Below are 12,537 nucleotides of genomic sequence, written 5' to 3'. Positions count from 1 at the left end.
CGGGATGCAGGTCAGCGGCTTGCCGGGGCGACGTCGTCGGCCAGCTGCAGCGGCCGGTAGCCGTCGGTGTCGAGCTGAGCGAGCTCACCGTCGATGTCGACCGAGTGGATGCCGTAAAAGTGCACGTTCTCGTGGTGGGTCGGCCAGATGTGTGCCAGGACCTCGTCGTCGACCTCGCGTCCGCTTCTGCGCAGGGCAGCCACACCGAGGCCGTGATACTCCGTGGACCAGCAGACAATCGCGTTGGTGGCCAGGGTCAGGCACCACATCTGCTCGGTCTGCTGCTCGTGGTGCCGGCGCCGCAGCGCACCCTCACCGGCGTAGGCGAGCGACCGGCGCAGGGCGTGCAGGTTCTCGCCCTTGTTCAGCTTGCGCTGCGCGAGCAGGCGTACAGCCGCAAGCCGACTTCATGCACAGCAGAGTCAGCGGCGCGCGTCGCCGGGGGCGAGCAGGCTGGTCAGCTCAGAGATCGCCTCGGGGGACGGCTTGAAGTACCGGCGGACGTTCTCCGGCTTCTTGTGCCGGGACTTGGCCATCAGCATCAGCAGGGAGGCGCCCTGCTCTCCGAGGTGGGTGAGGGCGGAATGGCGGTACTCGTGCAGGTCCCAGCCTGTCCCCGGTCCGCGCACGGCGGTGTGCTCATCGAGCAGGGCGCGGGCCTGGCCGTAGGAGAGGCGGGCCAGCCCGGTGTCCGGGCACACGTCGCGCGGGCTGACCACCTTCCCCGGACCGGGACGGCGATGGGTGACCGGGTGCGGCCTCGCAGCAGTCGAGGCAGGAGCCGGGCGGTGCCGGCGTCCCAGTAGACCGTCTCCAGCACGAAGTCCTCGCGCGCCTGTCCTCGGCGGCGGGCCTTGCTGTGGGCGCCCTTGGCCTTGACCGGGCAGCGGCGGGCGGCGAGGTCCAGGTCCTCGATGTTCACGCCGAGAATCTCCTCGGACCGCCCGGCGGTCTCGTAGAGCATCCGCCACAGCGTCTTCTCCCGCAGGTGGACCTCGCGCCGGGCGATGAGCCGGTCCACGGCCATCTTCGAGCGGGCCGGGGTCTCGGAGTGCGGTACTGCCAGCCGCTTCGTCAAGGCCGGGACCGCCGGGCCGTCGTAACCGTACGACTCGCACCAGCCCAGCCACGACAGCACCGCCGCCCGGCGCGCGTTCCAGGTGTTGACCGCCGGGGTGCCCCACAGCAGTTCCAGGGCCTCGCCGATCTCGTCGTCCGCGACCGACCCGAGCGGGCGGGCTTCTCCGATCCGCTCAGCGGTCTTGCCGACGCCGGTCGAGTAGCTGCGGACCGTGTTCGGATTGCGGAGCGAGTCGAGGAAGGCGTCGGCCGCCGCGCGGACGGTCAACGCCTTCCCGGCCGCCAGTTGCAGGACGGTGGGCACCGCTTCCTCCTTGCCGCAGATAACAGGGCCGCTTCATGTGTGGCCCGGAGAACATCACCGCAGGTGACGAACCAAGCTCCCGCAGATAATAGGGCGTTATCTGCGGGAAGACTTCAGAGCCTCCCCTTTGCCGACGCACCGTCAGCCGCCCACCAGGGCCGATCAAGGCTTAGCGCCGGTTTTCGTTCCGATGTTCCTCAACCCCCGACTTGGAGCTGACCGGGCTGTCCGGGCTGGCGGCCGGAGAAGAGCCACTGCGAGCTGGCTATTGCCGGACGTGGGAAGGTCTTGGCGGCTTCGGTACGCAGTGTCAGTGCCACGGAGACGGACGTGGGGCGCTGTCACGTTGGCTGGGCGGGCGGGATGATCGCCGGGCTGATCATGCTGGAGAGGTGCCCGTGGAGAGCAGGTCGCCGTCGTACAAGGGGCACCGGTACCCGGCCGAGGTCATCTCCCACTGTGTGTGGCTGTACTTCCGCTTCCCGCTCAGCTTCAGTGAGTTGGTGCCATCGTGATTTCCGCTGCTCAGCGGAGCTGGTGTGACGTTTGGGCGAGGTGCTCGTGCTGGTCGGGGTGGAGATCGGTAGCACGTGATGGTCCAATGCCTCGAAGTTAGGGCTCGCAGAGCATTAACCCGTAGCTTCCCGCTGGCCGACTCGTTGGCGTGGTATGGGCGCATCGGAGGGGCAACGGGCAGCTCTGGCAGCCAAGTTCGAGGCGATCTTCCCGCATCTCGACGAGCGGCAGCGGCGTCTGCTGATAGGAGCGGAAGCCCGGTCGATCGGCCATGGCGGGATCAGGCTGGTCGCCCGGGCCGCCGGGGTGCGGGAGGCCACGGTGTCGCTGGGGGCGGATGAACTGGAATCCGGGAAGGCCCCGTTAGGGCGGGTGCGCCGGGTGGGCGGAGGCCGCAAGCGGACGGTCGATCTGGACCTGGGACTTCGTCCGGCGCTGCTGGCCCTGGTCGAGCCGGATGTGCGGGGTGATCCGATGTCGCCGTTGCGGTGGACGACGAAGTCCACTCGTCATCTGGCCGCCGAACTCACTCGCCAGGGTCACCGGATATCCGCCGACACCGTCGCCGACGTGCTGCGCGAGGAAGGCTTCAGCCTCCAGGGGAACGCCAAGACCATCGAAGGCCGGCAGCACCCAGACCGGGACGGCCAGTTCCGCTACATCAACGAGCAGGCCAAGAACCATATCGACGCCGGGGACCCGGTGATCAGCGTCGATACGAAGAAGAAGGAAATCGTGGGGCCGCGAACGAGATGCGGTCCGGGTCGATGCCGTGGTCGTCGGCGAGCTGGGTGATGACGCTCGTCAGGCAGTGGTCCACGACGAGGTGCGCCCATGCTTCCTGCCGGGCGAGATCCGGGTCGGCCGACCGCAGCACAGCCTGTCGGCCGCGCGCCTGGCCTCTCCCTACGACCCCGATGCCCGCTGGGCGGCCAAGGGCGAAGACCTGTTCTGGATGGGCTACAAGGTCCACCTCACCGAGACCTGCGAGACTCCCGCCGAAGCCGAAGCCGAAGCCGAAGCCGAAGCCGAAGCCGAAGCCGAAGCCGAAGCCGAAGCCGAAGCCGAAGCCGAAGCCGAAGCCGAAGCCGAAGCCGAAACCGAAACCGAAACCGAAACCGAAACCGGGATCCCGGCGGCACCGAACCTGATCACGGACGTGTTCACCACCGACGCCACCGTGCCCGATGTGAAGGCGACCGCGCCTGTCCAACAACGCCTGGCCGAGCACGGGGTGAAGCCCGGAGAGCACTACCTCGACTCCGGCTACCCTTCCGCCGCTCTCATCACCGCCGCGCTGAAGCGGGGCACCCGCATGGTCCCCCCCGTCCTGCTGGACCACTCCGCCCAGGCCAAGGCCCACGCGGGCTTCGACAGGAACGCCTTCGCCATCGACTGGAAGGCCCGTCAGGTCCGCTGTCCCGCCGGGAAGAGCAGCGCGCACTGGAACCCGGTGAAGCAGCACGGCGCGGACGCGATCGTCATCACCTTCAGCGTCCGCACCTGCCGCCCCTGCCCCTTCCGGGAGCAGTGCACCAGTCCGCGCTGGGCCGGCGCATGCTCACCCTGCGTCCCAGGGAACCGCACGAGGCCCTCGTCCGGGCCCGCGCCGAGCAGAAGACCGAGACCTGGAAGGCCAAGTACGCCCTGCGCGCAGGGGTGGAGGGCACCATCAACCAGGCCCTGGACATCACCGGCATCCGCCGGGCCCGCTACCGCGGACTGCCGAAAGTCCGCCTCCAGCACGCCTTCTCCGCAACCGCACTCAACGTGATCCGGCTCGACGCGTACTGGACCGGCCACGACCGGCACCACACCCGCAGAAGCCGCCTCGAACACCTCGCCTACCGACTCACGGCCTGACCCCGAAATTGCGCAGCAGAGTCGACCGGGGGACAAAACCCGGCGTCCAGCCCGACTCGTCTGCCGCTTCCTTCCGACCGTCAGAACGGGTACGTCGCGACGGGGGTGACACAAGGGGCCGGCCCGCCACGTACTGGGCCATCGTGAGTGGGGAGAAGGCCGAGAACGCTGCCGGTTCAGGCCGGGACCGAACCGCCGGTCAGCGTGGGGCGGGTGTGCGGTGCCGCGAAGGCCAGCGGTGTGCGCCCCTTGCGGGGCGCCTGCCACGGATGCGGTAGGTGGACGTACCACGGTGGGTGGACGCCAGGTCAGGCGGCTGCACGTATGGTTGCCGCATGACTGGTCCTGCGGCCTGGCGCCAGGCTGCGCGGGCACATCCGCTCGTCGTGGACGGGGTGCTTGCCGCGGCGCTGTACACAGCCAGCCTGCTGGCGCCGGTCCTCCCCGGCGACCCGCCGCAGCGGGTCCCGCTGACCGCTACCGTCGCAGTGCTGGCGGCACTGGCCTGCGGCGCGCTCGTTTTCCAGCGGCGGTGGCCGATTCCGGTGCTGGCCGTCACCACCGGGATCGCCTGCGTCTCCATGATCGTCTCGGATGCGCAGGGCGTGTTCCTCGGAGCCCCGGTGATCGCCGCGTACACCGTCGCCGTCCGCACCGGCCGCCGGACCGCCTGGACGGCCGGAGCCGCCGCCGCGCTCGTCTACGGCGTCACTTCCCTGGCCACCGCCAGGTCGGCCTGGTCCGGCATCGGGACCCAGAACCTGATCGTGTGGATCGGCATGGCGGTGGCCGCCGGAGACGCGGTCCGCAGCAGGCGGGCGTACGTCGGCCTGCTGGAGGAGCGGGCCCGTCGCGCCGAGCAGAGCCGCGAGGAGGAGGCGGCCCGCCGGGTTGTCGAGGAACGGCTGCGGATCGCCCGCGAGCTGCACGACGTGGCCGCCCACCACATCGCCGTGATCAGCGTCCAGGCCGGGGTGGCCGGGCACACGCTGCGCACCGACCCGGACGTCGCGGAGGAGTCGCTCACCTTGGTACGTCAGGCCAGCCGGAGCGTGCTGGAGGAACTCAGCGCGCTGCTCGGCGTACTGCGCCGGGACGATGACCCGCGGGCCCCCGTGCAGCCCACTCGGGGCCTCGACGGGCTGGAGGAACTCGCCGGCTCGTTCGCCGCGGCAGGCTTGGAGGTGGCCTGGACGCTCTCCGGGCACCCGCGCCCGCTGCCCTCGGCGGTAGACCTGGCGGCGTACCGGATCGTGCAGGAATCGCTCACCAACGTGCACAAGCACAGCGGGAGCTCCTCAGCGCGGGTCGGCGTCGAGTACGCGCCCGACCGACTCGTCGTCCGCATCCACGACGCGGGAGGCGGCGTGGCGGCCCGCAAGGACACGGCTGTCGGCGGGCACGGCATCTTGGGCATGCGCGAGCGCGCGATCGCCGTCGGCGGCTGGTTCGAGGCGGGCCCCGAACCCGACGGCGGTTTCACCGTGCGGGCCGAACTGCCCTTGCCCCCAGCGTCGGTGAAGGTATCCGGAGAAGGAGAAGACGGATGACCATCCGGGTCCTGCTGGCCGATGACCAGAACCTGATCCGTGCTGGTTTCCGGGTGCTCATCGATGCGGCGCCCGACCTGGAGGTGGTGGGCGAGGCGGCGACCGGTCGGGAGGCCGTCGAACTCACCCGCAGCGCCCTCGCGGACGTCGTGCTGATGGACATCCGGATGCCGGGGCTCGACGGCCTCGCCGCCACTCGGGAGATCACCGCCGACGATGACCTGGCAGGGGTTCGGGTGCTGATCCTGACCACCTTCGAGATCGATGAGTACGTCTTCCAGGCGTTGCGCGCCGGGGCCAGCGGCTTCCTGGGCAAGGGCGTCGAGCCTGCAGAACTGCTGGCCGCGATCCGGACCGTGGCGGGCGGTGAGGCGCTGCTGTCGCCGAAGGCGACCCAGAGCCTGATCGCCCGTTTCATGGCCTCCCCCGACGACCGGCCCGCCACGACAGCGGCGCAGCTCGACGCCCTGACCGGGCGGGAGCGCGAGGTGCTGGGCCTGGTCGCCACGGGCCTGTCCAACGACGAGATCGCCGAGCGGCTGTACGTTTCGACGTCCACCGCCAAGACGCATGTCAACCGGGCGATGACGAAGCTCGGCGCACGGGACCGGGCCCAACTCGTCGTCATCGCCTACCAGACCGGCCTGGCCCGCGCTCCGCAGTGACCGGCCACGCCCTGGGCAGACGTGCGGGCGGAGGCGCGCTCATCCTGGGGTCTTGTCCGCGGGCCCCTCAGTACCGCGCCCGCGGTAGATCCGTACCACGGGCATGGGAGGACAGAGTGTCCGCGCCGGGCTGACGACCGGGAGATCCGCGCTCGGCAGTCTGGACCGCATGATTGAAGTCACCAACCTGACGAAGCGCTACGGCGACAAGACGGCTGTCGACTCGCTCACCTTCTCGGTCCGGCCTGGCATGGTCACCGGCTTCCTCGGACCCAACGGGGCGGGCAAGTCCACCACCATGCGCATGATCCTCGGCCTCGACCGGCCGACCGCCGGGACCGCGACCGTGAACGGCCGCCCCTACGCCGAACACCGGGCGCCACTGCACGAGATCGGCGCGTTGCTGGAGGCCAAGTCCATCCACCAGGGCCGGTCCGCGTTCAGCCACCTGCGGGCGATGGCCGCCACCACCGGCGTTCCGCGCCGACGCGTCGAGGAGGTGATCGACCTCGTCGGCCTGAGCGAGGTCGCCCACAAGCGGGCGGGCGGTTTTTCTCTCGGCATGGGCCAGCGCCTCGGTATCGCCTCGGCGCTGCTTGCCGACCCCCGGGTGGTCATGCTGGACGAGCCGGTCAACGGCCTCGACCCGGAGGGCATCCTCTGGATCCGCAACCTGCTGAAGGGGCTGGCCGAGGAGGGCCGGACCGTCTTCGTCTCCTCGCACCTGATGAGCGAGATGGCACTCACGGCCGAACACCTCATCGTCGTCGGCCGCGGGCGGTTGATCGCCGACGTGTCGGTGGCCGACTTCACCGCGCGGGCGGCCCGCACCACCGTACGCGTGCGCTCGCCGCAGGCCGCACAGATCCGGGAACAGCTGGCCGGGCCGGATGTCACGATCGCCAGCCTCGAACCCGGGGTCCTGGAGATCAGCGGACTGACGACCGATCAGATCGGGGATCACGCGGCGGAATCCGGCTTCACGCTGCACGAGCTGTTCCCCCAGCAGGCATCGCTGGAGGAGGCGTTCATGGAGATGACCCGGGACGCCGTCGAATACCACGCCACGACCACGACCGCTGACAGGGCCGGCACCGGGCCGGGCACCCGTGGTGACGAGCTCACCGAGGCCGGGAGGGCCGCCTGATGACTACCACCTCGGCACCAGACCTGACAGTGCGCCCCGAGCGCGACGAGCGTCCCGAACTGCGCGTCACCACGCGACGCGTGGTCACCTCCGAGTGGATCAAGTTCTGGTCGCTGCGGTCCACGGCCTACACCCTGCTCGGGGCCGTCGTGGCACTGGTCGCCTTCGCGCTGATCGCCGCCTCTGTCACCTCGGGCGGCGGCACCATGGAGGGCCTTGAGGGAACCACTGATCCGACCGGCATCAGCCTGGCCGGTACCGAGATGGCCCAGCTCGTCATCGGTACCCTCGGGGTCCTGCTCGCTGCAGGCGAGTACAGCACCGGCCTGATCCGCTCCACTCTCGCCGCGGTGCCCCGGCGGCTGCCGGTGCTCTGGGCCAAGACGGCGGTGCTCGCCGGGGTCGTCCTCACGGTCGGTGCGGTCGCGGTCTTCGGTGCCTTCTTCGCCGGGCAGGCCATCCTCGGCTCCGACGGCGCCTCCCTCACCGACCCCGGCGTCCTGCGCGCGGTCAGCGGCGCTGTCGTCTACCTCACCGGTATCGGACTGCTGGGCATGGCACTTGGCGCCCTGCTGCGCAACACCGCGGGCGCGGTGACCACCCTGTTCGCCTCGAACTGGCTACTGCCCGGCCTGATGAAGGTCGCCCTCCCGCACAGCTGGAACGACACGATCGGCCCGTATTTCCCCTCCAACGCCGGCTCCGCCTTCATGACTGTCTCCCCCGGCTCGGACCTGCTCTCCCCGGGGGCGGGCCTGGCCGTGTTCGTCGGTTTCCTGGCCGTGCTGCTGGGCATCGCCGCGCTGCAACTGAAGCGGCGGGACGCCTGAGAGAGTGCCCCATCCTGAAGGCCGGGGACGCGTCCGAGCTGACCCGGTGGGTGCTACAGGGAGCCGCCTTCGTCACCGAACCTTGGGAAGCAGTGGCGTCCGTCCGGTCGGTCGAGGGCGAGCCCCGTCCCGGCGGGGAATCCGCTGAGGAGGCTGTGCCGGTACTGGAGCGCTTTGAGCCGCCTGCGGACTCTGCTGCGCAATTGCGTGCGGGGCGACGGTTGGGCGCGGGATGATCGTCCGTGCGGTCGTTGCCCTGTCGTGCGGCCGCGGGGGTGATGCGGTTGTCGATGAGGCCGAAGGGGCTGCCGAAGGTTCCGGCACAGACTGCGGCGGTGGCCCGGGCGGCGTTCCCGCAGGGGAGCCTGGCGATCCGGGTGCGGGACCGGCTCGCGGAGGTCTTCGCGGATGAGCCGTTCGCCGACGCGTTCGGGGTGCGCGGTGCCCCGGGACTGTCACCGGGAGTGTTGTCGCTGGTCACGGTGTTGCAGTTCGCCGAGGACCTGACCGACCGGCAGGCCGCGGCGATGGCGGTGCGGGCGATCGACTGGAAGTACGCGCTCGAGGCCGAGCTGACGGACACGGGCTTCGACGCGAGCGTGCTGAGCCGGTTCCGCACCCGGCTGGCCGGGCACGGCATGGAACGGGTGGTCTTCGACCGGCTCCTGGAACACTGCAAGGACGAGGGCCTGGTGACCGCCCAGGGCTCGTGCGTTCTCGGGCGGTGAGATGCCCTGAACTGCTGGGTGAGGGCGGGTTGTCGGGGTGGGGGTGGGTGATCAACTGAAGGAAGCGGTTCGTGATGATGGAGGTGTCTGACGCCTCATCACAACGAATCGCTTCCGGATGCCGTCCTCGCTGATTACCGCTGTGTCCCGCCACCTCGACCACGATGCGGGCTCCATCCCCGACGACCCCGACCGCCTGCTGGAACTTGCCGACGTCCTCGACGTGCTGCCCGATCCGCGCCGTCGACAGGGCCGCCGTTACCGGCTCGGCCCGGTCCTGGCACTGTGCACGATCGCCGTACTCGCCGGCGCCACTACCCTCGCCGCCATCGCAAGGCATGCCGCCTATCTGCCCGACGAGGTCCGTCACCGCCTGGGGCTGCGGGCCGGACCGCGGGCGACCACGTTCGGCCGACTCCTGGCACGTCTGGACGGCGACGCGGTGGACGCGGCGGTGGGTGCGTGGCTTGCAGGACACTGCAGCCGCTCCGCGACCGACGCTCAGCTCGCCCGAGCGGTGCGCGAGCACTGGCACGTCGAAGCCCATCACCACGTCCGGGACACCACCCTCGCCGAGGACGCCTCCAAGATCCGCACCGGGAACACGCCCCGCGCAATGGCCACTTTCCGTAACATCGCGATCGCCCCGGCCCGCCTCACCGGCTGGACCAACACCGCCCACGCCACCGACTACTACAAGTCACACCCCGACCATGCACTCGACCTCATCCAACCCGGCAGGTGAGCACGCAGGTGCCTTGGGCCCACACCTGGGCTTGATCCCGTTTGGCGGACATCGAAGATCAGTGGCTGCCGCTCCAGAAGGATGATGTCCGTCAAAGGGGATCGAGCCCAGTACAGCTGACAACCCGCTCAACCCGCTCAACCCGAGCGTCACATCATGTGACACCAAACCGCACTCGCTGCATGGCTCCTACTCGCCCCCGTAGGTACCGGGCGTCTGCCCAGTCACGCGCTGAAAGGCGGCGATGAAGGCGCTGGGCTTTCGGTATCCCACAGCCCGCGCGGTGGCCTTGACGGACGCGCCGGTCGCCAGATGGCCTACTGCGGCGCGGACACGGACCCGAGTCCGCCACTGCGAGAAGGTCAGCCCCGTCTCGGCGAGGAAGAGCCGTGACAGAGTACGCACCCCGCTGTGCACCTCCGCCGCCCACATCGTCAGTTCTCGCTGATCTCCGGGCGAGTCAATGAGCCGCTCGGTGATCGTACGCAAGCGCGGTTCGGCGGGCATGGGCACCTGGATCGAGTGGGTCGGCAGCGGCAGGAGGACATCGAAGAGGAGAGCTTCGGCATGCCGGCGGCTCGCCGCGTCCGGCTCGGCCCGCAGGTATCGGATGAGCTCACGAAGCAGCGGTCCGACGGCGACGCCGGTGGGCTGCGCCCAGTCGATGGGGCAGCGCGTGGCCATGAACCGGATGACACACAGTTCACCGGCGTGCCGTGTCGTCCCCGTGTGCTCGACACGGCCGGGAACCCACAGGCCGTGCCCCGGAGGCACCAGCCAGTCGTGCGAAACCGTGCGCAGGGTGACGGAAGTGGTCGACGCCCACAGCAGCATTGGCTCCGAATGGGTATGGGGTGCCACCTGGAGGGGCGGATGCGCATGCTGGTGCTCGATGCTCAGGATCGGAGAGGCGGCTCCCTCGCCCAGAGCTGTCACCTGAACCATGACGCTCATCTCTCCATCCGCCGTTCCGTCCCGTCCCAGCCCACCAGTCCCGTTCGCCCCGTGCTCCGATCACGGTCTGGCCGTTCCGGGGTATCGCATGGCCACCATGCGCACAAGCGCCATTCTACGGTTAGGCATGCCTAACTTGATGCCCGGGCGTGGTGCGTACCCACCTTCCGTTGCGGCGTCGATGCATGAGAAGAGGACGTCACCATGAACCGGATCAAGCCCGTCAGCCGTCGGATGCTGTCGGTCGAAGTCGTGCGCAAGGAGTGGAGGCCCGGAAACTTCCTGCTGGTGACCGTGGGCGGAGAGGACCTCAAGGACTTCCGGCCGATCGGAGTCGACCAGGCCTTCAGGCTCCTGTTCCGGCGGCCCGGCCAGGGCCGGCTCTGGCTGCCCTCCCGGTCCGACGCCACATGGATGGCGCAATACATGATGACGGGCAAGGCGGCACGCCCCTACGTCCGTTTCTACACGGTCCGGCACTTCTGGCCCGACCGCAACGAACTGGACATCGAGTTCGTGCTCCACGAAGGGGACAGTCCGGCCTCCACCTGGGCGCGGGGTGCCCGCCCCGGCGAACCGGTCGGCATCCTCGACGAGGGAGCCACCTACAGCCCGCCCCATGGCGTGGAATGGCAACTGCTCGTAGGGGACGAGACCGCGGTGCCGGCCATCCTGTCCATCCTGGACTCCGACGAGGGCGCGTTGCCCAGCGAAGTGTTCCTGGAGGTACCCAGCAGCGCAGACATCCAGAAGTTGAACACACCACAGAACGTCAGCGTGCACTGGCTTCCGCGCGACGGCCGCCCCGGACTTCCGGGGCGCTACGCGCTCGACACCGTGATGAAGGCCGCCCTGCCGGCAGGGCGCTTCGCCACCTTCGTGGCGGGTGAGAATCACCTGCCCACGACACTGCGGCGGCACCTCGTCCATGAGCGCGGCGTCGACAAGTCCGACATCACTTTCGTCGGTTACTGGCGGCACGGCAGGGCGACTCCGGGATGACGGCCGCGGTGTCCGGTCAAGGCCGCCCGCGTGGACCGCCCTTCGCACCCCACTCCGCCAGCAGATCTCGCTGTCGCCCGGTGACTCCTCTTCTCCGACCGAAAGGAACAACTTTGAAGTCCCCAGACCCCGCTGACGCCAGGATCAGCATCATCGGCGCCGGACCCGGCGGACTGACCTGCGCACGCATCCTCCAGCAGCGCGGCATCGCGGTCACCGTCTACGACCGCGACCCGGGCCGCGACTCCCGCAACCAAGGCGGCACCCTCGACCTGCACGCTGACCACGCCTAGGTCGCCCTGCGCGAAGCCGGCCTGCTCGACGAGTTCTTCGCCCTCGCCCGCCCCGAAGGGCAGGAACTGCGCCAGATGGACCCGACCGGCGCGATCACGTTCCGCCAAGTTCCGGCAGCCAACGAACTCTTGAAGCCGGAAATCGACCGCGGCGACCTGCGCGACCTGCTGCTCGACTCCCTGGAGGCGGGAACTGTGCGCTGGGGCCGCTCCCTCGACACGATCAGCGGACCCGCCGATGGGCCGCGGCAAATGCACTTCGCCGACGGCACGAGCATCGAGACCGATCTGGTCATCGGCGCCGACGGCGCCTTCTCCCAGGTACGTCCGGCCGTGTCCACCGCCATCCCCGAGTACACCGGGATCAGCTTCCTGGAAGCATGCTTCCCCGACGTCGACGACCGGCACCCCGAGATCGCCGAACTGGTCGGCTCGGGCAGCGCCCACGCGGCTGATGGCGAACGCAGCCGGTTCGCCCAGCGCAACAGCGGAAACCAGATCCGCGTCTACATCATCCAACGCCTTCCCGTCGACTGGATCAGCGCAAAGGGTCTGACCGCCGAGGACACCGATGGCATCCGCGCCGTGCTGCGCGACGAGTACGCGCGCTGGTCGCCCCGCATGCGCCGGATGATCACCGAGAACGACGGCCTCTACATCCACCGCCCGATCTTCGTGCTCCCTGCCCAGCACACCTGGGACCACAACCCGACGGTGACCCTGCTCGGCGACGCCGCCCACCTCATGCCCCCGCTCGGCACCGGCGTCAACCTCGCCATGCTTGACGCCGGCGAACTCGCCCTCGCCCTCGCGAACGGAGCCACTGTCGACGACGCCATCCGCGTCTATGAGAAGACCAT

At 69.5% G+C, this 12,537-nt stretch carries 11 protein-coding genes and 4 pseudogenes; 11 read left to right on the top strand and 4 right to left on the bottom strand.

Going from position 1 to position 12,537, the window contains the following annotated elements:
• Positions 1-11: 11 nt before the first annotated feature.
• Positions 12-386 carry a Tn3 family transposase gene (locus tag G6048_RS24255; protein WP_206342067.1) on the bottom strand — a complete coding sequence of 125 codons (375 nt, stop codon included), beginning with the start codon at positions 384-386 and terminating at the stop codon, positions 12-14.
• 36 nt (positions 387-422) lie between these two features.
• Positions 423-1,384: pseudogene (locus G6048_RS24250) on the bottom strand (site-specific integrase).
• Between the two features lie 398 nt (positions 1,385-1,782).
• Here G6048_RS24250 and G6048_RS51470 point away from each other — a divergent pair.
• Both G6048_RS51470 and G6048_RS24240 read left to right on the top strand, forming a co-directional pair.
• Positions 1,783-1,887, top strand: a pseudogene (locus G6048_RS51470) (IS6 family transposase); the annotation flags it as partial.
• Positions 1,888-2,053: 166 nt separating this feature from the next.
• Positions 2,054-2,641, top strand: a pseudogene (locus tag G6048_RS24240) (ISAzo13 family transposase); the annotation flags it as partial.
• On the opposite strand, the gene G6048_RS24235 reads toward G6048_RS24240, so the two are convergent.
• Positions 2,607-3,152, bottom strand: a complete 546-nt coding sequence (locus G6048_RS24235; RefSeq protein WP_165341695.1) for a hypothetical protein — start codon at positions 3,150-3,152, stop codon at positions 2,607-2,609. The pseudogene G6048_RS24240 and the gene G6048_RS24235 sit on opposite strands and share 35 nt — an antisense overlap.
• 278 nt (positions 3,153-3,430) lie before the next feature.
• Here G6048_RS24235 and G6048_RS24225 point away from each other — a divergent pair, with 278 nt between their 5' ends.
• From G6048_RS24225 to G6048_RS24195, 7 genes are all read left to right on the top strand, one after another.
• A complete protein-coding gene (locus tag G6048_RS24225; protein WP_235990253.1) occupies positions 3,431-3,763 on the top strand; it encodes a transposase in 333 nt (110 codons plus the stop codon).
• Positions 3,764-4,098: 335 nt separating this feature from the next.
• The gene (locus tag G6048_RS24220; RefSeq protein WP_165341702.1) at positions 4,099-5,313 is read left to right on the top strand and encodes a sensor histidine kinase; all 1,215 of its coding nucleotides are present in this window, start codon (positions 4,099-4,101) and stop codon (positions 5,311-5,313) included.
• The gene (locus G6048_RS24215) at positions 5,310-5,978 is read left to right on the top strand and encodes a response regulator (RefSeq protein WP_165341701.1); all 669 of its coding nucleotides are present in this window, start codon (positions 5,310-5,312) and stop codon (positions 5,976-5,978) included. The genes G6048_RS24220 and G6048_RS24215 overlap by 4 nt, the downstream gene beginning before the upstream one ends.
• 169 nt (positions 5,979-6,147) lie before the next feature.
• On the top strand, positions 6,148-7,125 hold the full coding sequence (locus tag G6048_RS24210) for an ABC transporter ATP-binding protein (RefSeq protein ID WP_165341700.1): 978 nt from the start codon (positions 6,148-6,150) through the stop codon (positions 7,123-7,125).
• Positions 7,125-7,955 (top strand): ABC transporter permease, encoded by an 831-nt coding sequence (locus G6048_RS24205; RefSeq protein ID WP_165341699.1) that lies wholly within the window; start codon positions 7,125-7,127, stop codon positions 7,953-7,955. Before G6048_RS24210 ends, G6048_RS24205 begins: the two co-directional genes overlap by 1 nt.
• Positions 7,956-8,245: 290 nt before the next feature.
• Positions 8,246-8,683 carry a transposase gene (locus G6048_RS24200; protein WP_206342063.1) on the top strand — a complete coding sequence of 146 codons (438 nt, stop codon included), beginning with the start codon at positions 8,246-8,248 and terminating at the stop codon, positions 8,681-8,683.
• Positions 8,684-8,801: 118 nt separating this feature from the next.
• Positions 8,802-9,428 (top strand): transposase family protein, encoded by a 627-nt coding sequence (locus tag G6048_RS24195; RefSeq protein ID WP_165341698.1) that lies wholly within the window; start codon positions 8,802-8,804, stop codon positions 9,426-9,428.
• Between the two features lie 189 nt (positions 9,429-9,617).
• Here the strand turns inward: G6048_RS24195 and G6048_RS24190 are convergent, their stop codons facing one another.
• On the bottom strand, positions 9,618-10,373 hold the full coding sequence (locus G6048_RS24190; RefSeq protein ID WP_165341697.1) for a helix-turn-helix transcriptional regulator: 756 nt from the start codon (positions 10,371-10,373) through the stop codon (positions 9,618-9,620).
• Between the two features lie 213 nt (positions 10,374-10,586).
• On the opposite strand from G6048_RS24190, the gene G6048_RS24185 reads away from it, so the two are divergent.
• Complete coding sequence (locus tag G6048_RS24185; protein WP_235990246.1) at positions 10,587-11,384, top strand: siderophore-interacting protein; 798 nt, start codon at positions 10,587-10,589, stop codon at positions 11,382-11,384.
• 113 nt (positions 11,385-11,497) lie between these two features.
• Positions 11,498-12,537, top strand: a pseudogene (locus G6048_RS24180) (FAD-dependent oxidoreductase); the annotation flags it as partial.

The sequence above is a fragment of the Streptomyces ureilyticus genome (assembly GCF_011045025.1).
GTDB lineage: Bacteria > Actinomycetota > Actinomycetes > Streptomycetales > Streptomycetaceae > Streptomyces > Streptomyces ureilyticus.
The sequence above is the reverse complement of the archived record's forward strand: the minus strand, read 5'-3'. Positions and strand labels throughout refer to the sequence as shown.